Source organism: Janthinobacterium sp. KBS0711 (assembly GCF_000988085.1).
Lineage (GTDB): Bacteria > Pseudomonadota > Gammaproteobacteria > Burkholderiales > Burkholderiaceae_D > Janthinobacterium > Janthinobacterium lividum_E.
Genome location: NZ_LBCO01000002.1, coordinates 18,574 through 36,281, shown reverse-complemented (window position 1 = coordinate 36,281; position 17,708 = coordinate 18,574). Strand labels below are relative to the sequence as shown.

Sequence of the window (17,708 nt, the reverse complement as noted above, 5' to 3'; positions counted from 1 at the left end):
AAACTTACTTCAGGCCGGCAATGTAATCGGCCACGGCGGCGATCTCGTCATCCGACATGCGGGCGGCGATGGTGTGCATTTCCGCGCTGTTCTTGCGGGCATCCGCCTTGGTGCTGCGGAACATCGTCAGCTGGGCCACCGTGTAATCCTGGTGCTGGCCGGCGATGCGCGGATACTGGACGGGAATGCCATTGCCCGTCGCGCCATGACAGCTGGCGCAGGCGGCAACTTGCTTGGAAGCAATGCCACCACGGTAGATTTTCTTGCCCAGGTCGATCGTGTCCTTGTTTTTCGCGGCGCCCGGCTTGGACAGCTGCGCGCCCAGGTAGGCGGCGATATTCTTCTTGTCGGCGTCGCTGAGCATCTTCGCGTACGTCGTCATGACGGGCTGGTTGCGCTGCGGCGTCGTGAAGTCGACCAGTTGCTTGTAGATATAGTTTTCGTGCTGCCCGGCCAGCTTCGGATTGACCGTGATGGTCGAATTGCCGGCCGCGCCATGGCAGGAGACGCAGGCAGGCAAGCCGCGCGCCGCATCGCCATCGGCGTACAGGGTAGCGCCCTTGGCAGCGTCGGCCTTGACGGCCGGTTTCGGTGCTTCGACCGCGGAGGCAGTTGCCGATACAGCCAGCAAAGCGAGCAGCATGGATTTGAACAACGGTGAAAACGCACGATTCATTCAGGCACCCTGAGACAGTGAGAAATTAGTGGTGGACATTGCCGCGCCCTGTGGATTTTTGCTTTATTTTCAGGGCCGCAAGCCGCATCGCTGCTACGCCGGCAACAATAAACAACCCCTTATTGTACAATAGCTTCTTGGCGTTATCGCTCCCTTATCGCTCCCTTTTGTTGCTTTACTACTCCCATGTCAAAACTCTGGCAAGCCCGCTTCTTTACGACCGTCAACCAATTGCGTGACCTGCCCGATACCACGGTGCCGGAAATCGCCTTTGCCGGCCGCTCCAATGCCGGTAAATCGACCGCCATCAACATCTTGTGTAATCAGAAAGGCTTGGCGTTCGCCTCCAAGACACCTGGCCGTACCCAGCACATCAACTACTTCTCCATCGGCGGCGCCCACGTGGCGCAGCACCGCAAGGATGCCACCATCGTCGAAGAGATCGAATGCCTGCTGGTCGACTTGCCGGGCTACGGCTACGCGGAAGTTTCGGGCTCGGCCAAATTGCACTGGCAGCGCCTGCTGGGCGACTACGTGCAGCGCCGCGAGCAGTTGGCCGGTTTGATCCTGATCATGGATTCGCGCCGCCCGTTCACCGACCTGGACATCCAGATGCTGGAATGGTTCGCCCCGACGGGTAAACCGATCCACTGCATCCTGACGAAAGTCGATAAGCTGAACCGCAATGAGTCGGTCAACGCACTGCGCCAGGCGAAAGCCAAGCTCGACAGCTATGTGGATGAAGACGGCGTCGGCTTCCCGTTCACCGTGCAACTGTTCTCGGCCTTGAAACGTGTCGGCATCGACGAAGCCAACGACAAGATCATGGAACTGGCCGGCATCAGCGAAGACGGCGCGGCCCAGATGGTCGAACTGATCGACATGGAAGACGACGTCGAGCCGGAAGCGGGAACCGACAAACCGGCTTGATCGAAATCAACGCTGCGTAAAAAAGGCTGCCCGTTCACACGGCGCAGCCTTTTTTTATGGCAACGAGTCCTGGCGTCTAGCGCCGTCCCGGCCCTGGCCGCTTCTCCGAAAAGAACTCCTGGCGCAGGAAGGCGCTCAGCTCGGCCGTATCTTCCACCCTGGCGCTGAGGTTAACGTTACGCCCCAGGCGCCGCGATTCCCACACGAAATCGCCGGGTTTTTCCGCACGGATCAGCTGGATCATCTTCTTGATGATGGCCGTTTCGATATCGGGCTCATTGCCCAGCTCCACTTTTTCCTGCTTCAGCCAGTTGCGCTTGAAGTTGCCATTCCAGCCCTTGAACTTGACTTCCGCGCTGAACGAGGTCTGGTTGACGATGGAAAACACACCGCCCGAATCCTCGCGGTCACTGCCGGCATTGCGCCCCTGGGCGCCGGCGATATTCGCCTTGGCCACGCGCATGGCGCGGTCGTTTTCGCTTTCCTCGGCCGGCGGCGCGGGATTTTGCGCCTCGCGCTGCTTGCGGCGTTGCTCGATCATCGAGCTCATGTCTTCAGCCGGCGGCGGCGGCAACGGCACTTTCGACACCAGCGGCGGCGTGTAGGTTTCCAGTTTCGGCTTGTCGCGCGGCACGTCTTTTGTCACCACGCGCTTGCTCGGGGCCGGCGGCGGTTTTACCTTGGCCACTTTCGTGTCCTTCGGTTTCGGCGTGGGTTTCGGTTGCGGCTTCGGTTGCGGCTTGTCTTTCAGCGGCGCGATGTAGACCATCGCGCTTTCCTTCTTCGGCGGCGGGATCTTTTCGATCTTGTCGCTACGAAACAGGACATACGCCGCCAGCAGCACGTGCAGCAAGACGGACACGCCGAGCGCCACCTTGCGCGTCGTGCTGGTCTTGGACCCGTAGGCCGGTGGTGGCTGGATTACTTGCCCGCAGGTGGGGCAAACATCGGAATCGGCAGCCAACAAATGGGTCGTGTCATGCAAAATGAATCGTGCTTTCTGTGTAGCGAAGAAATAACATTACAGGGCAGCCATAGTGCCAGAGTCCCTTGCTTTTGGGAACACTTCCTCGGCCTTTCCAACCCGAAGCGTACAGGATAGCGACATTCCTTGCAGCGCTGACCAGAGTACCCGAGCCCTCCCTTGACGGTTGTTACCGTATGTATCACTGCCCATACAAAACCGGCGCCCCATTCACGCAGGAAGGGGACGCCGGTCACGGGTCACGCAAGTGCTCAAGTAATCAAGCCTTGTTATCGAGCGCCACCAGTTGCTCGTCCGTCATCGGCCCCGTGCCGCTGTACTTATCCAGGAACAAATAGATGACGGGGGTGATGAACAAGGTAATCACTTGCGAAAACAGCAATCCACCGACCACGGCCAGGCCCAGCGGCTGGCGCAGCTCGGCGCCGGCGCCCAGGCCCAGGGCGATCGGCAAGGCGCCCATCAGGGCTGCCGCCGTCGTCATCATGATGGGACGAAAACGCAGGATGCACGCCTGGCGGATCGCCTCTGCCGGTGCCAGCCCCTCGTTGCGCTGCGCATGCAGGGCGAAGTCGATCATCATGATGGCGTTTTTCTTGACGATGCCGATCAGCATCAAAATGCCGATGATGGCGATCATGGTCAGGTCCATGCCGAACAGGCGCAAGGTCAACAGCGCCCCCACGGCAGCCGACGGCAAGCCAGCCAGGATGGTCAGCGGGTGGATATAGCTTTCATACAACACGCCGAGCAGCACATAGATCACGCCCAGCGCGGCAATGATGAGGATGATCTGGCTCGATTGCGAACTCTGGAACACGGCCGCGTCGCCGCCATAGCGCGTGATGATGGAGGCCGGCAAGCTCATGTCCTTGGCCATCGCGTCGATCTTGCCCGTGGCGATACCCAGCGGCACGTCCGGCGCCAGGTTGAAGGCGATGGTGACGGCCTGCAACTGCCCCTGGTGGTTCACGGACGTGGGCCCGATCGTGCGTTCCACGTAGGCAATACTCGACAGTTTCACCAGTTCGCCCGTCTTGCTGCGCACGGACACGCGCGTGAGCGCATCGTCATACTGACGGTCTGCCGTGGCCGCTTCCAGGATCACGTAATAGCTGGCTGCCGACGAGTAGATGGTCGACACTTGCCGCTCGCCAAAGGCACTGTACAAGGCCGTGCGGATATCGGACATTTGCACGCCCAGCAGGTTGGCCTTGTCGCGGTCGATCCTGAGGGACGCCTGCAAGCCCTTGATCTGCGAATCGCTGGTCACGTCGCGGAAGGCGGGATCCGTGCGCATACCGGCAATAAACTTTTCCGCCCAGTCATTCAAGGCGTCGGGACTGACGCTTTGCAAGGTGTACTGGTAGCGGCTCTTGCTCTGACGCCCGCCCAGCTGCAAGTTTTGCACGGGCCGGAAATACACGGCCATGCCGGGCACGGTGCCCGCCGCGCGGCGCAGGTTTTCCAGCACCACGGGCATTTTCGGCCGCTCACTGCGCGGTTTCAAGACCATGAACATGCGGCCCGTGTTGCCGCCGCCGACGAACGAGGTCACGTCCTGCACGCTCGGATCCGCCTTGAGCACGGCCGCCACGCGCGCTTGCAAATCCTGCAGTGCCGCGGATGAGATGTCTTCCGACGCTTCCGTATTCACCTGGATCTGGCCCAGGTCTTCCTCCGGGAAGAAACCTTTCGGAATGGTCGCGTACAGCAGCACCGTCAGCGCGAAAGTGCACACGGCAACAAACAGCACCACGTTGCGGTGCGCCAGGGCCTTGTCGAGCAGATGCACGTAGCCGTTGCGCAATGCCGTGAAACCGGCCTCGAAATGGCGGCCGATAAAGGTTTTCTCGCCATGGCTGGGGTCGCTGTCATTGTGCTCGCGCGAGTCGGCCGGCAGGAAGCGGCTGGCCAGCATCGGCACCAGGGTCAGCGACACGATGGCGGACACCAGCACGGCCAGCGAGACGACGACGGCGAACTCATGGAACAGCAAGCCGATCACGCCCGGCATGAAGAAGATGGGGATGAACACGGCCACCAGCGAGACGGAAATCGAGATGATGGTAAAGCCCATCTCCTTCGCCCCTTCCAGCGCCGCACGTATCGGTTTCTTGCCCATCTCGATATGGCGCACGATGTTTTCCAGCACCACGATGGCATCGTCGACGACAAGGCCGACGGCCAGGGTAATACCCAGCAGGGACACGTTGTCGAGGCTGTAGCCGAGCCAGTACAGCAGGGCCAGGGCGCCCAGCAGCGAGATCGGCATGGTGACGGCAGGAATGAAGGTGGCGGCCGCGCGGTGCAGGAACAAAAAGATCACCAGCACCACCAGCACCACCGTCAGGGCCAGGGTCAGATTCACGTCGTGGATGGCTTCGCGGATCGACAGCGAACGGTCGTTGACCAGGCTGATCTGTATCGACTGGGGCAGCTGCTCCTTGAAGCCCGGCAGCAAACGGCGCACGCCATCGACCACTTGCACGGTGTTGGCGTCCGGCTGGCGCTGCACCATCAGGCTGATCGAGCGCTCGCCATTGAAACTGCCGACGGCCTTGATCGATTGAAAACTGTCTTCCACCTCGGCCACGTCCTTCAAGCGCACGGGCTGGCCGTTGCGGCTAGCGACGATCAGCTCGGCAAAATCGGCCGCTTTCATCATTTGCGGATTGCCCTGGATGGTCAGGGTCTGGCTCGGGCCGTCAAGGATGCCCAGCGGGGAATTCGTGTTCGAGGTGCGCAAGGCGGTGGCCAGTTCGTCCATCGTCAGGTTGCGCGCGTTCATCAGGTCGGCACGGGCGCGCACGCGCACGGCAAAGCGCTTCTGGCCATTGACGATGACCTGGGCCACGCCAGGCAAGGTGGACAGGCTCGGCGCAATCAGGTTTTCCGCATAATCGTTGAGGTCAGACAAGTTCAGCGAGGGCGACGTCATCTGGATGAACAGCACGGGCGCATCGGCCGGATTGACCTTGCGGTAGGACGGCAAGTCCGTCATTTCCGTCGGCAACTGGCGTTGCGCGCGCAGCAGGGCCGCCTGCACGTCGACGGCCGCCTCGTTGACATTGATGCTGGCGTCAAACTCCAGGGTCAGCGAGGTATTGCCCAGGGTACTCGTGGAGGTGATCAGGCTGAGGCCGGAAATGGTGGAAAACTGCTTTTCCAGCGGCAAAGCCACGGACGAGGCCATGGTTTCCGGGCTGGCGCCGGCCAGGTCGGCGCTCACGTTGATGACGGGCGTGTTGTAGCTCGGCAAGGCCGCCACGGGAATTTGCAGGTAGGCCAGCACGCCGGCCAGGATGATGGAGAGGGACAGCAGCACCACCATGACGGGGCGGCGGATGCTCAGTTCGGACAGGTTCATGCTGGCTTGCCCTGCGCTGCGGCCGCGCCATCGGCTGCCTTGTGTTTTTCCGTCAGGCGCACCTTGCTACCCGGACGCAAGTTCTGCTTGCCATCGACGATGACTTTTTCATCGCCCGCCAGGCCGGTGACGACGGCGCTCGGTCCGAATGCATACACGCGCGCAACCTTGCGCATCTTGGCCGTGCTGTCCGCCTCCATCGAGTACACGAAGGTGCCGGCGGTACTCGTGATGATGGCGTTTTGCGGGATCACCAGCGCATCCTTCAGGGTGCGCACGGTCAGCTGCGTATTCACGTACTGGCCTGGCCACAAATCGGTGCCGCCATTATTGAAACGGGCCTTGATCTTGATCACGCCCGTGGCGGGATCGACGGCATTGTCGATAAAGTTCAGTTTGCCGTCGAGCTGCTTGCCGCCCGCGTCCGACAGCAGCGCCTTGACGGCCACCTCGCCCGCCTTTTGCGCCGCCAGCAAGCCCGACAGGCTGCTTTCCGGCAAGGTAAAGACCACATCGATCGGGTCGAGCTGGGTGATGCTGGTCAGCGACGTGGTCGGCTGCACGAGGCTGCCCGCGTAGACATTGATGGCGCCCACCCTGCCCGCCTGCGGCGCGCGCAGGACGGTGTAGCTGGAGTCGACCTGGGCGGCGCGCAAGGCGGCCTGGTCGGCGGCCAGCAAGGCGCGTGCCGCGTCGAGCTGGCTTTGCAGGGTGTCGACGGCGCCTTGGGCGATGAAATTCTTGCTCAGCAAATCCTGGTTGCGCTTGAGCTGGCGCTCGAAGTCCTGCACCGAGGCGCGGTCGCGCAAGACCTGCGCCTGCGCCTTGTCGACATTCGCATGCTCGCTGCGCGCGTCCAGCGTAAACATCAGCTCGCCCTGCTTGACGAACTGGCCTTCGCGGATATGCACCTTGGTAATCGTGCTGGTCGTCTGCGGGTGCAAATCGACGCTGCTGATCGGCATCACGCTGCCATTGGCTTGCAGCAGCATCGGCACATCCTGGCGCACGGGCGCGACCACGCTCACCGTCGTCGGCGCCTGTCCACCCTTGCCCCCTTTGCCATCCTGCCCACCGGCCGCTTTGCCTGGCTGATGATTGAAATACCAGATGCCGCCACCGATACACAGGGCAGCACCCACGAGGATTGCCAGACTAGTCTTTTTCATTGTTCTGTCACGCTGTCGCAGCGCAGGGCTGCAGGTTGAATGTAGTAGTTGCCAGGGGGCATAAAGCACAATATTGTCGCACGGAAATGCTCACTTTCCTGCGTAATACTCTGGCACGATGAGGGTGACTTCCAGTCCACCGTCGACGTGATTGGACAGCAAAACCGTGGCGCCGTGCTGCTCGGCGATATTGCGCGCGATGGTCAAGCCCAGGCCCGTGCCGCCCGATTCGCGCGAACGCGACGTCTCGATGCGGTAAAACGGTTCGAACACCTTGGCCAGTTGATCTGGCGCAATCCCCGGCCCGCCATCGCGGATGCGGATGCGCGCGGCGCCGGCGATGCGCTCGACCGTGACCTGCGCGTACTGGCCATATTTGACGGCATTGTCGATCAGGTTCACCAGGCAGCGCCGCATGGCGATGGGGCGCGCCATCAAGGCCATGCTGGCTTGCCCGGACAAGGTGACATTCTGGCCGGCATCGGCCGCGTCGGAGCAGACGCTATCCAACAGGGAATCGAGATCGAGGGCCTGCATCGCTTCCGTGCTGTCCATCGAGCGGGCCAGGTCCAGCCCTTCCTTGACCATGCTTTGCATGGCCGACAGGTCGCCCACGAGACGGTCATACAATTCCGTATCGGCCACCTTTTCCAGGCGCAGGCGCAAGCGCGTGAGCGGCGTCTGCAAGTCGTGCGTGATGGCGGCCAGCATCTGTGTCCGCTGGGAAATGTGCTGGCGGATGCGCGCCTGCATGGCGTTGAAGGCGGCGCTGGCCTGGCGGATCTCGCTGGCGCCCGACAGGGTCAGCGGCGGGTGGTTGATGTCGTTGCCCAGGTCTTTCGCCGCCTGCGCCAGTTGCTTGAGCGGGCGCATGGTCATGCGCGTGACCAGGTAGGCGAGGATGGCGATGCTGATCAGGAAAGGCAGCAAGGTCATCCAGTCGTTATGTTCATTGAATGGCGGCTGCTGGCGCGGCGGCAAGACCATCAGGCGCAGCACGTGGCCATCCTGCATGCGCACGTCGAGGTTTTCGCAGGTGCCGCCCCATGGCTTGGCGGAAAACATGCCCGGCGTCTGGCGCGGTTTGACGCAGGCGGCCGGACGTTCGGCCAGCGCGCTGACCTTGAAGCCTTCGCCCAGTTTGGCTTGCAGGGCGGTGGAAAATTCCGTTGGCTTGCCCGGCACATGCTCGACGTCGGGACGCAATTCCAGGCGCACGCTGCCCTTGTTGGCCACTTTCAGGTAGGCGGCACGCGAGGCCAGCGGCACCACGTCGGCCGCCATCACCAGCTGCTCGGCCCGCTCGACGGCGTGGTAGTCGCGGTATTGTTCAATGGCGCGCTGGCGTTCGCCCACGGCCAGCCACTGCGTCAGCGCGGCCGAAGCGACGATGCCGATCAGCAAGAACATGAAGACCCGGCCCGTCATCGAGCCCAGGAAGGCCTTCACGCGTGCGGCTCCACATTGACCTGGCCAGCCAGCACGTAGCCGCCGTTGCGCACGGTCTTGATGATTTGCGGCAAGCGGGCATCTTCGCCGAGCTTTTGCCGCAGGCGGCTGATCTGGATATCGATCGAGCGGTCGAACGGATCGGCGTCGCGGCCCTGCGTCAGGTTCAGCAGCTGGTCGCGGTTGAGCACGCGGTTCGGGTGTTCCAGGAAGACGCGCAACAGGCGGAATTCCGCGCCCGACAGCATGATCACCAGGCCGCTGGGATTGAGCAGGTGGCGCGCCGTCAAGTCCAGGGTCCAGCCGGAAAAGCGGATTTGCTGCGCCTTGTCCGACGGCACGTTCGACGGCATGGCATGACTGCGACGCAGCACGCTGCGTATGCGCGCCAGCAATTCGCGGGGCTCGAACGGTTTCGGCAAGTAATCGTCGGCGCCCATTTCCAGGCCCAGGATGCGATCGAGCGGCTCATTGCGCGCCGTCAGCATGATCACCGGCACGGTTGACTGCGCGCGCAGCTTGCGGCACAAGGTCAGGCCGTCGTCGCCAGGCAGGTTCAAGTCGAGCACGATCAAATCGGGCCGCGTTTCATCGAGAATTTTCCACATGGCCGTGCCATCTGCCGCGCCCAGGGTGCGGTAAGCGTTCGTTTCCAGGTAGTCCGCCAGCAAGCTGCGGATATCGCGGTCATCGTCGACGATGAGAATTGTAGAAGTGGGTTCCATGGTACGAATTATCCCCACTTCCCCCGGCCTTGCACAACGCATTTGTATCGTCTTGTATATAGAAGACCCGAAGAAACATATAGATACAAACTGTCTGGCAGCGGACACTTCGGGGAAACATGGCGCGTCCACCATGGATTCATGTGCAGCAACATGTACATCCCTCACTTTTACAAAGGAATCCAGATGAACGCCTCAATGAAGACTTTACGCAAGAATTTGATCATCGCCATGAGCGTACTCGGCATGGGTGCGGCATCGCTGACCGTTTACGCCCAGGAAGCGGCCGCCAGCGCGCCTGCCGCCAGCACCAAGATGCAACATGAAGGCCACCGCGGCGGCAATCCCGCCGAACGCATGGCCAAATACCAGGCCCGCCTGCACGACAAGCTGAAGCTGACGGCCGCGCAGGAACCGGCCTGGGCCACGTTCACGGCCGCCAATGCGCCGAAAAAACCGATGGGCGACTGGAAAGCCAAGCATGAAGCGATGGCCAAGCTGTCGGCGCCGGAACGCATGGAGCAATGGATCGCCATGTCGAAGGAACGCATCGCCGACCAGGAAAGCCGATTGGCCTCGCTGAAAACCTTTTACGCCGTGCTGACGCCGGAGCAAAAGAAAGTGTTTGACGACAGTGTGCCTGGCGGCAAGTACGGCGGCCATCGCGGTGGCCACCATAAAGCAGGCTGAGCGTAGGTCGGATTAGCGGCGGAACGCCGCGTAATCCGACAACCTTGTTGACGCGTGCGGTGGTGTCGGGTTACGCCCTGGCGGGCTAACCCGACCTACCCCGACCTACTCGTCGAGTTTGCGCAACGAGGTCAGGAAGGTGGCAGCGTTCTGGAAGCCGATCACGCGCGACTGGGCGATTTCCTGCCCTTGCGGGTTGAACATGATGATACCCGGCGGGCCGAACAGCTGGAAACGTTTCAGCATGGCCTTGTCGTCCGCATCATTGGCCGTCACGTCCACTTGCAGCAGCACGGCTCGTCCCATCTTCTCGCGCACGGCGGGATCGACGAAGGTCAGCTTTTCCATCTCGATGCACGACACGCACCAGTCCGCATAAAAATCCAGCAAGGCCGGCCTGCCACCCAGCTGGGCCAGCGCCGCGTCGAGCTGCGCCACGGTCTTTACGCGCGTAAACGGTTGCGCATGGACCTGGCCGCCACCGAGGTGCGCCAGCGGCGCCAGCGGGTCGCGGCCACCGCTGGCCACGCCGACCAGTTGCATCGCGCCCAGCACGGCAAATACGAGGCCGAAGGCCTTGGCCACCCAGGCGTTCTTCGCGCCGCTCTTGCCCACCAGCAGATACATGCCGTAGCCGACGAACAGCATCGTCCAGCCCAGCATCTGCACGGCGCCCGGCAGCACGGGCGAGACCAGCCACCAGGCCACGCCCAGCTGCAGCACGCCAAAGAAGCGCTTGACGGCATCCATCCACGCGCCGGCACGGGGCAGCAAGGTGCCGGCCGACACGCCCACCAGCAGCAGCGGCACGCTCATGCCCACTGCCATGGCAAACAGGGCGCTGCCGCCGATGACGACGTCGCGCGTCTGGCTGATGTACAGCAAGGCGCCGGCCAGCGGCGCGGCCACGCATGGCCCCACGATCAGGGCGGAAATGGCGCCCATGACGAACACGCCCGCCAGGCGGCCCGACGATTGCTGGTTCGATACGGACGTCAGCTTGCCTTGCAGGAAAGCCGGTACTTGCAGCTCATAAAAACCGAACATCGACAGGGCCAGGCCCGCCATCAGCAGGGCAAAGAAACCCAGCACCCACGGGTTTTGCAGTTGCGCCGCCAGGCCTTCGCCCGCCAGGCCGGCCGCCACGCCCAACGCCGTGTAGACGATGGCCATGCCCAGCGCGTACGTCAGCGACAGCAGCAAGCCGCGCGAACGGCTGACCTTGGCGCCATCGCCGATGATGATCGACGACAAGATCGGCACCATCGGCAGCACGCACGGCGTAAATGCCAGGCCCAGGCCCAGCAGCATGAACAGGGGCACGATGACGAGCAGCTTGCCACCCTTCAGTGCCGCTTCGATCTTGCCCATTTCGCTTTGCGCCGGCGCCGCGCTTGCCGCCACGGGGGCCGCCGCGACCCGCTCGGGCGTGCTGGTGATATCGGCCTGGGGAATGCTCATCACCGACACGCCAGGCGACGCTTGCGCCTGCGGGCCGTTGACGGCCGCCGTGTCGACTGCCGGCGCGGCTGACAGCGCAAACTTCGACGGCAAGCCGCCCGGCGCCATGCTCTGGCCACCACCACCCACCAGCTGGGCCGTGGCATCCTGCGGCGCATAGCACAGGCCCTTGTCGGAGCAGCCCTGGCCCGTCGCCTTCAGGGTAAAGGCCCCGGCCGCTTCCACGGGTATCGTGATGGTGAGGGTCTTGCGGAAGGTTTCCACGTTCTTCTGGAAAGTCTCGTCAAACTTGACCTTGCCAGCGGGATACACTGGCGTGCCCAACTTGGCGCCCACGGCCTCGAACTTGAAGCGCTCGTGGTACATATAGTAGCCATCGGCGATCACATAGGTGACGGCGATGGTGGACGGGTCCTGCATGCGGGCGGAAAACTTGAAGGCCAGTTCCGGATCGAGGAATTCATCGTCGGCGCGGGCCTGGCTGGCGCCAAAGACGGCCATGGCCAGCAGCAGACAGGTGGCAAACCAGAGCAACAGTTGACGTAGTGGGGCGGCGCGCGCGGTGGCGCTGGAAGGGAAACGGGACATGAACGACCTTTTTCTGCGGCATCAGCTGTGCCATTCAACAAGAGACGCGCGGGGCGTGCAGTGGCTGCAGGGCCGGCGCGAAAGAAGAATAGTACACCGCAGCAAGGATAGCTGCAGCAGAAAACAAAAAAGCCAGGCTAAGCCTGGCTTCTCAGATGCAATTACTGGGATTACTCGCCAGCAACTTCAACTGCTTCGGTCGTATCTGGACGATCCATCAGTTCAACGAACGCCATAGGAGCGTTATCGCCGACGCGGAAACCCATTTTCAGGATACGTACATAACCACCGTTACGGTTGGCGAAACGTGGGCCCAGTTCAGCGAACAGTTTGACGACCATTTCACGGTCGCGCAGGCGGTTGAAGGCCAGACGCTTGTTTGCCAGGGAGTCGGTTTTGCCCAGGGTCAGAATTGGCTCGACAACGCGGCGCAGTTCTTTTGCTTTTGGCAGGGTGGTTTTGATCGCTTCGTGACGCAGCAGCGATACTGTCATGTTGCGCAGCATTGCCAGACGGTGGGACGAGGTACGATTCAGTTTACGGAGGCCGTGACCGTGACGCATGATAAATCCTTTCGGTGAGTGTTTAAATTCCAGCTCTTCGATCAATGAGGCAGAAGCTTCATCGCGGGCCGGTTTGGTACTACAAAATAAAAGCCTGGGACACCTGTCCCAGGCAGTTTGCTACAAAATGCTTTGACAGCGATTACTTTTCCAGGCCGGCAGGCGGCCAGTTTTCCAGCTTCATGCCCAAGGTCAAGCCGCGCGATGCCAGCACTTCCTTGATTTCGTTCAGGGACTTGCGGCCCAGATTTGGCGTTTTCAGCAGTTCGTTTTCCGAACGTTGGATCAGGTCGCCGATGTAGTAGATGTTTTCCGCTTTCAGGCAGTTCGCCGAACGCACGGTCAACTCCAGATCGTCGACTGGACGCAACAGGATAGGATCGACCAGCGGAGCGCGCGATGGCGCTTCGGCGGCGGCTTCCGTGCCTTCCAGGGCAGCGAACACATTCAACTGGTCCACCAGAACGCGGGCCGACTGGCGGATCGCTTCTTCCGGCGAGATCACGCCGTTGGTTTCGATGTTGATGATCAGCTTGTCCAGGTCGGTACGCTGTTCAACGCGGGCCGATTCAACGAAGTACGATACACGGCGCACTGGCGAGAACGACGCATCCAGAATGATGCGGCCGATGGTCTTGTTCGTGTCTTCCGACAGGCGACGCACGTTACCAGGAACGTAGCCGCGGCCTTTTTCAACCTTGATCTGCATGTCCAGCTTGCCACCAGCGGTCAGGTGAGCGATCACGTGGTCAGGGTTGATCAGTTCGACGTCATGCGGCAGGTCGATGTCGGAGGCCAGGATCGCGCCTTCGCCTTCTTTTTTCAGGGTCAGGGTTACCGAATCGCGGTTGTGGACTTTGAAAACCACACCCTTCAAGTTCAGCAACAGATCGACGACGTCTTCTTGCACGCCATCGAGGGAGGAATATTCGTGGACGACGCCGGCGATCGTCACTTCGGTCGGCGCGTAGCCTACCATCGACGACAGCAGAACGCGGCGCAACGCGTTACCCAATGTGTGGCCATAGCCGCGCTCGAACGGTTCCATCACGACCTTGGCGTGACCTGCACCGAGAGCTTCAACATCGATAATACGTGGCTTCAACAAACTGTTTTGCATGAAATGTCCTTTTCAATACCCTCGGCTCATTACACCGATAAGGCTGATGGCATTAGTAAAACGCCCACTCAAGAAAGTGAGTGGGCGGGAGTCTTGCTAACTACTATTAACGCGAGTACAGCTCGACGATCAGCGATTCGTTGACGTCGTTAGCGATTTCGTTACGCTCTGGCAGGGACTTGAAGGTACCTTCCATTTTCTTGGCATCAACCGAAACCCAGCTAGGCATACCAACTTGTTCAGCCAGCGACAGTGCTTCAACGATACGCACTTGCTTTTTCGATTTTTCACGAACAGCAACGATGTCGCCGACTTTGACTGCGTACGAAGCGATGTTCACAACGATACCGTTCACGGTGAACGCTTTGTGGCTGACCAATTGACGCGCTTCAGCGCGGGTCGAGCCAAAGCCCATGCGGTAGCAAACGTTGTCCAGACGCGTTTCCAGCAACTTCAACAGCGTTTCGCCGGTGTTGCCTTTACGACGGTCTGCTTCAGCGAAGTAGCGGCGGAATTGACGTTCCAGCACGCCGTACATGCGCTTGACTTTTTGCTTTTCGCGCAGTTGGTTACCGTAGTCCGAGGTGCGGGCGCCGGATTTGACACCGTGCTGGCCTGGCTTGACGTCCAGTTTGCACTTGCTGTCCAGCGAGCGACGTGCGCTCTTCAGGAACAGGTCTGTACCTTCACGGCGGGAAAGTTTTGCTTTAGGTCCGATATAACGTGCCACGATACTTCCTTTTTTTAAATGATAACGCCCCAGCCACATGCATGATCAAACACACTGATGCGGTTAGGCGCTAGTCTGATTTGGTTTCAATCAGACGGTGGCTGAAAACGAAAAACCCGTCAAACAGGATTTGACAGGCAAGAACAGCCGGGCAGTATAACCGTTTCCGGCTCCCTGCTCCAGCGTTTTCACACAACTGTACTGAGTTACAACAGACAGCAAAGCAGCTGGCGCCGAAGCGCCCTCTGCAACACTATCTTAGATACGACGACGTTTCGGTGGACGGCAACCGTTGTGCGGTACCGGCGTCACGTCCTGGATCTCGGTGATCTTGATGCCCAGGTTGTTCAGCGCGCGAACGGCGGATTCACGACCAGGACCTGGGCCCTTGATACGTACTTCCAGGTTCTTGACGCCACACTCAACAGCCACTTTACCAGCGGCTTCCGCGGCGACCTGCGCTGCGAATGGGGTCGATTTACGCGAACCCTTGAAGCCTGCACCGCCGGAGGTAGCCCACGACAAGGCATTGCCTTGACGATCGGTGATGGTAATGATGGTGTTATTGAACGATGCGTGGACATGTGCGATGCCTTCAGCGACGTTCTTTTTAACTTTTTTACGCACGCGTGCTGATGCGGCGTTATTTTGCGACTTAGCCATAATTATTCCCTAGCGGATTATTTTTTCAGCGATTGAGCGGCTTTACGCGGTCCCTTGCGGGTACGTGCGTTCGTACGCGTACGCTGGCCACGGCAAGGCAGACCCTTACGATGACGCATGCCGCGGTAGCAACCCAGATCCATCAAACGCTTGATGTTCATGGACAGTTCACGACGCAGATCGCCTTCGACGATGAATTTACCTACTTCATCGCGCAGCTTTTCCAGTTCGCTGTCATCCAGATCTTTGATCTTTTTGTTGGTTGCTACACCGGTCGATGCACAGATTTTCTCTGCGCGTGGACGGCCCACACCGTAGATGGCCGTCAGGCCGATAACGGTATGCTGATGATTTGGGATATTAACCCCTGCAATACGTGCCATTTGTTATTCCTCGATTAACCTTGACGCTGCTTGTGACGTGGTTCCACGCAGATAACGCGGACTACGCCTTTGCGCTTGATGATCTTGCAGTTGCGGCAGATCCGCTTGACTGATGCGAGAACTTTCATTTTTGGGCTCTTTCTTTCGCTTCTTTGGTTTGATTCAGTGTGTTACTTGGTACGGAACACAATGCGGGCTCGGCTCAGGTCGTACGGCGTTAACTCCACCGTCACCTTGTCTCCAGGGAGAATGCGAATATAGTTCATCCGCATTTTACCTGAAATATGCCCGAGCACCACGTGTCCGTTCTCCAGCTTCACTCGAAATGTTGCATTTGGGAGATTCTCAAGAATCTCGCCCTGCATCTGTATGACGTCGTCTTTTGCCATTCGGTATGTTTACCGCGCTTAACGCGTCGGAATTCCGCCCTTGAAATTTGCTTTGCGCAGCAGCGAATCATATTGCTGCGACATCACGTAGTTCTGTACTTGCGCCATGAAATCCATGGTGACAACTACAATAATCAATAAAGAAGTACCGCCGAAATAGAATGGTACTTTCCACTGGGCTTGCATAAATTCCGGCAATAAACACACCAGGGTGATGTAGACTGCGCCGGCAAGTGTCAAGCGTGTCAGGATCTTGTCGATGTAACGGGCTGTCTGCTCGCCTGGACGAATCCCGGGAATGAACGCACCGCTTTTCTTCAAGTTATCCGCTGTTTCCTTGCTGTTAAAGACCAGCGCTGTATAGAAGAAACAGAAAAACACGATCGCCACTGCGTACAACAGCGCATGGATAGGCTCACCAGGCCCCATCGATGCTGCCAAATCTTTCAAGAACCGCACCGCAGGGTTAGCGTTGTCGGCGCCCTTTGAAAACCAGTCCACGATAGTGGCCGGGAACAAGATGATCGAAGAAGCAAAGATCGGCGGGATCACGCCGGCCATGTTCAGCTTCAACGGCAAATGGCTGGTTTGACCGCCATAAATCTTGTTGCCTACCTGGCGCTTCGCGTAATTGACCAATATTTTGCGCTGACCACGTTCGACGAATACAACGAAGTACGTTACCAGTGCTACCAGGATCACGATGAAAATCGCGCTGAAGCTGCCGATCGAACCATTCGACACCTGAGTGAACAAGCCACCCAACGCCGACGGCAGACCTGCTGCAATCCCGGCAAAAATGATGATCGAGATGCCATTCCCCAAGCCACGCTCGGTAATTTGCTCACCCAACCACATCAAAAACATTGTTCCGGTCAACAAAGTGACGACCGTCACGAAGCGGAATGCAAGACCAGGTTCCAACACCAGACCAGCTTGCGACTCCAGTGCGACTGCAATGCCTAACGCTTGGAACAGTGCCAGGGCAACCGTGAAATACCGGGTGTACTGGGTGATCTTGCGACGACCTGCTTCGCCTTCTTTTTTCAACGCTTCCATCTGCGGTGACACGATCGACAGCAATTGCATGATGATCGAGGCCGAGATATAAGGCATGATACCCAGCGCAAACACTGTAAAACGAGACAAGGCACCGCCCGAGAACATGTTGAACATGCCCAGGACGCCGCCTTCGTGCTCCTTGAACAGCGAGGCTAATTGTGTCGGGTCAATCCCGGGAACCGGGACGTGAGCACCGATACGATAAACCACCAATGCGCCAAGCAAAAACCAGAGCCGTCCCCAAGGGAAACCGGCCGCTGCACTTTTAGCAAGTTGTGGATTAGTCGCCAATTTTCGCTCCGATCAAGCTGTTAGCGGTCAACTCAGGCTACCGAGCCGCCGGCTGCTTCGATGGCTGCTTTCGCGCCAGCGGACACTTTCAAGCCCTTCAAATTCACCGCTTTGGTGATTTCGCCGGACAAGATCACGCGCACGTCACGGGCCAACACGCCCAGAACGCCAGCTTGCTTCAAGACCAGAATGTCGACATCGCCAACAGCCAGGTTGTTCAGATCGGACAGGCGCACTTCAGCTTTGAAGGTTGCGTGCATCGATTTGAAACCGCGCTTAGGCAGACGGCGTTGCAGAGGCATCTGACCGCCTTCGAAACCGACTTTATGAAAGCCGCCCGAACGCGATTTCTGACCTTTGTGACCACGACCCGAGGTTTTACCCAGGCCGGAGCCGATACCGCGACCGACGCGACGCTTGTAGTGCTTAGCGCCTTCGGCTGGTGCAATAGTATTCAATTCCAT

Annotated in this window: 18 protein-coding genes; 2 read left to right on the top strand and 16 right to left on the bottom strand. The window is 59.7% G+C overall.

Annotation, left to right across the window (positions count from 1 at the left end; all coding sequences use genetic code 11):
• Nucleotides 1-4: 4 nt before the first annotated feature.
• A complete protein-coding gene (locus VM94_RS00220; RefSeq protein WP_046681673.1) occupies nucleotides 5-676 on the bottom strand; it encodes a c-type cytochrome in 672 nt (223 codons plus the stop codon).
• A 186-nt stretch (nucleotides 677-862) separates the two neighbouring features.
• Here VM94_RS00220 and yihA point away from each other — a divergent pair, with 186 nt between their 5' ends.
• Complete coding sequence (gene yihA / locus VM94_RS00215) at nucleotides 863-1,606, top strand: ribosome biogenesis GTP-binding protein YihA/YsxC (protein WP_034778293.1); 744 nt, start codon at nucleotides 863-865, stop codon at nucleotides 1,604-1,606.
• 76 nt (nucleotides 1,607-1,682) lie between these two features.
• Here the strand turns inward: yihA and VM94_RS00210 are convergent, their stop codons facing one another.
• From VM94_RS00210 to VM94_RS00190, 5 genes are all read right to left on the bottom strand, one after another.
• Nucleotides 1,683-2,591 carry a hypothetical protein gene (locus VM94_RS00210; RefSeq protein WP_046681672.1) on the bottom strand — a complete coding sequence of 303 codons (909 nt, stop codon included), beginning with the start codon at nucleotides 2,589-2,591 and terminating at the stop codon, nucleotides 1,683-1,685.
• Nucleotides 2,592-2,850: 259 nt separating this feature from the next.
• On the bottom strand, nucleotides 2,851-5,961 hold the full coding sequence (locus VM94_RS00205) for an efflux RND transporter permease subunit (RefSeq protein WP_046681671.1): 3,111 nt from the start codon (nucleotides 5,959-5,961) through the stop codon (nucleotides 2,851-2,853).
• Nucleotides 5,958-7,130, bottom strand: a complete 1,173-nt coding sequence (locus VM94_RS00200) for an efflux RND transporter periplasmic adaptor subunit (protein ID WP_046681670.1) — start codon at nucleotides 7,128-7,130, stop codon at nucleotides 5,958-5,960. The genes VM94_RS00205 and VM94_RS00200 overlap by 4 nt, the downstream gene beginning before the upstream one ends.
• Before the next feature lie 90 nt (nucleotides 7,131-7,220).
• Nucleotides 7,221-8,579: an ATP-binding protein gene (locus tag VM94_RS00195; protein WP_046681669.1), complete on the bottom strand. Its 1,359-nt coding sequence runs from the start codon at nucleotides 8,577-8,579 to the stop codon at nucleotides 7,221-7,223.
• Nucleotides 8,576-9,304 carry a response regulator gene (locus tag VM94_RS00190; protein ID WP_034753223.1) on the bottom strand — a complete coding sequence of 243 codons (729 nt, stop codon included), beginning with the start codon at nucleotides 9,302-9,304 and terminating at the stop codon, nucleotides 8,576-8,578. The genes VM94_RS00195 and VM94_RS00190 overlap by 4 nt, the downstream gene beginning before the upstream one ends.
• A gap of 186 nt (nucleotides 9,305-9,490) precedes the next feature.
• Here VM94_RS00190 and VM94_RS00185 point away from each other — a divergent pair, with 186 nt between their 5' ends.
• Entirely contained in the window at nucleotides 9,491-9,994 is a 504-nt protein-coding gene (locus tag VM94_RS00185; RefSeq protein ID WP_160309257.1) for a Spy/CpxP family protein refolding chaperone, read from the top strand.
• Nucleotides 9,995-10,099: 105 nt separating this feature from the next.
• Here VM94_RS00185 and dsbD read toward each other — a convergent pair whose 3' ends face one another.
• The 10 genes from dsbD to rplO all read right to left on the bottom strand — a co-directional run bounded on the left by dsbD (nucleotide 10,100) and on the right by rplO (nucleotide 17,708).
• A complete protein-coding gene (gene dsbD / locus VM94_RS00180) occupies nucleotides 10,100-12,043 on the bottom strand; it encodes a protein-disulfide reductase DsbD (protein ID WP_046681667.1) in 1,944 nt (647 codons plus the stop codon).
• A 170-nt stretch (nucleotides 12,044-12,213) separates the two neighbouring features.
• Complete coding sequence (gene rplQ / locus VM94_RS00175; RefSeq protein WP_034753219.1) at nucleotides 12,214-12,606, bottom strand: 50S ribosomal protein L17; 393 nt, start codon at nucleotides 12,604-12,606, stop codon at nucleotides 12,214-12,216.
• A gap of 142 nt (nucleotides 12,607-12,748) precedes the next feature.
• The gene (locus VM94_RS00170; RefSeq protein ID WP_008444343.1) at nucleotides 12,749-13,726 is read right to left on the bottom strand and encodes a DNA-directed RNA polymerase subunit alpha; all 978 of its coding nucleotides are present in this window, start codon (nucleotides 13,724-13,726) and stop codon (nucleotides 12,749-12,751) included.
• Between the two features lie 106 nt (nucleotides 13,727-13,832).
• The gene (gene rpsD / locus VM94_RS00165) at nucleotides 13,833-14,456 is read right to left on the bottom strand and encodes a 30S ribosomal protein S4 (protein WP_010394478.1); all 624 of its coding nucleotides are present in this window, start codon (nucleotides 14,454-14,456) and stop codon (nucleotides 13,833-13,835) included.
• A gap of 258 nt (nucleotides 14,457-14,714) precedes the next feature.
• The gene (gene rpsK / locus VM94_RS00160; RefSeq protein ID WP_010394475.1) at nucleotides 14,715-15,119 is read right to left on the bottom strand and encodes a 30S ribosomal protein S11; all 405 of its coding nucleotides are present in this window, start codon (nucleotides 15,117-15,119) and stop codon (nucleotides 14,715-14,717) included.
• A gap of 17 nt (nucleotides 15,120-15,136) precedes the next feature.
• Nucleotides 15,137-15,502, bottom strand: coding sequence for a 30S ribosomal protein S13 (gene rpsM / locus VM94_RS27610; RefSeq protein WP_046681666.1), 366 nt, complete (start codon nucleotides 15,500-15,502; stop codon nucleotides 15,137-15,139).
• A 14-nt stretch (nucleotides 15,503-15,516) separates the two neighbouring features.
• Nucleotides 15,517-15,630, bottom strand: coding sequence for a 50S ribosomal protein L36 (gene rpmJ, locus VM94_RS27605; protein ID WP_010394471.1), 114 nt, complete (start codon nucleotides 15,628-15,630; stop codon nucleotides 15,517-15,519).
• 42 nt (nucleotides 15,631-15,672) lie between these two features.
• Complete coding sequence (gene infA, locus VM94_RS00150) at nucleotides 15,673-15,891, bottom strand: translation initiation factor IF-1 (protein ID WP_005663428.1); 219 nt, start codon at nucleotides 15,889-15,891, stop codon at nucleotides 15,673-15,675.
• A gap of 18 nt (nucleotides 15,892-15,909) precedes the next feature.
• Nucleotides 15,910-17,244: a preprotein translocase subunit SecY gene (secY, locus tag VM94_RS00145; protein WP_010394438.1), complete on the bottom strand. Its 1,335-nt coding sequence runs from the start codon at nucleotides 17,242-17,244 to the stop codon at nucleotides 15,910-15,912.
• A 32-nt stretch (nucleotides 17,245-17,276) separates the two neighbouring features.
• Entirely contained in the window at nucleotides 17,277-17,708 is a 432-nt protein-coding gene (gene rplO / locus VM94_RS00140) for a 50S ribosomal protein L15 (protein ID WP_034753211.1), read from the bottom strand.

Coding starts and splice junctions, on each gene's coding strand:
- rpsK (WP_010394475.1), bottom strand. CDS start 15,119: ATGGCTAAGTCGCAAAATAACGCCGCATCAGCACGCGTGCGTAAAAAA.
- VM94_RS00200 (WP_046681670.1), bottom strand. CDS start 7,130: ATGAAAAAGACTAGTCTGGCAATCCTCGTGGGTGCTGCCCTGTGTATC.
- VM94_RS00220 (WP_046681673.1), bottom strand. CDS start 676: ATGAATCGTGCGTTTTCACCGTTGTTCAAATCCATGCTGCTCGCTTTG.
- rpsM (WP_046681666.1), bottom strand. CDS start 15,502: ATGGCACGTATTGCAGGGGTTAATATCCCAAATCATCAGCATACCGTT.
- dsbD (WP_046681667.1), bottom strand. CDS start 12,043: ATGTCCCGTTTCCCTTCCAGCGCCACCGCGCGCGCCGCCCCACTACGT.
- infA (WP_005663428.1), bottom strand. CDS start 15,891: ATGGCAAAAGACGACGTCATACAGATGCAGGGCGAGATTCTTGAGAAT.
- rpmJ (WP_010394471.1), bottom strand. CDS start 15,630: ATGAAAGTTCTCGCATCAGTCAAGCGGATCTGCCGCAACTGCAAGATC.
- rplO (WP_034753211.1), bottom strand. CDS start 17,708: ATGGAATTGAATACTATTGCACCAGCCGAAGGCGCTAAGCACTACAAG.
- rplQ (WP_034753219.1), bottom strand. CDS start 12,606: ATGCGTCACGGTCACGGCCTCCGTAAACTGAATCGTACCTCGTCCCAC.
- yihA (WP_034778293.1), top strand. CDS start 863: ATGTCAAAACTCTGGCAAGCCCGCTTCTTTACGACCGTCAACCAATTG.
- VM94_RS00170 (WP_008444343.1), bottom strand. CDS start 13,726: ATGCAAAACAGTTTGTTGAAGCCACGTATTATCGATGTTGAAGCTCTC.
- VM94_RS00205 (WP_046681671.1), bottom strand. CDS start 5,961: ATGAACCTGTCCGAACTGAGCATCCGCCGCCCCGTCATGGTGGTGCTG.
- VM94_RS00185 (WP_160309257.1), top strand. CDS start 9,491: ATGAACGCCTCAATGAAGACTTTACGCAAGAATTTGATCATCGCCATG.
- VM94_RS00190 (WP_034753223.1), bottom strand. CDS start 9,304: ATGGAACCCACTTCTACAATTCTCATCGTCGACGATGACCGCGATATC.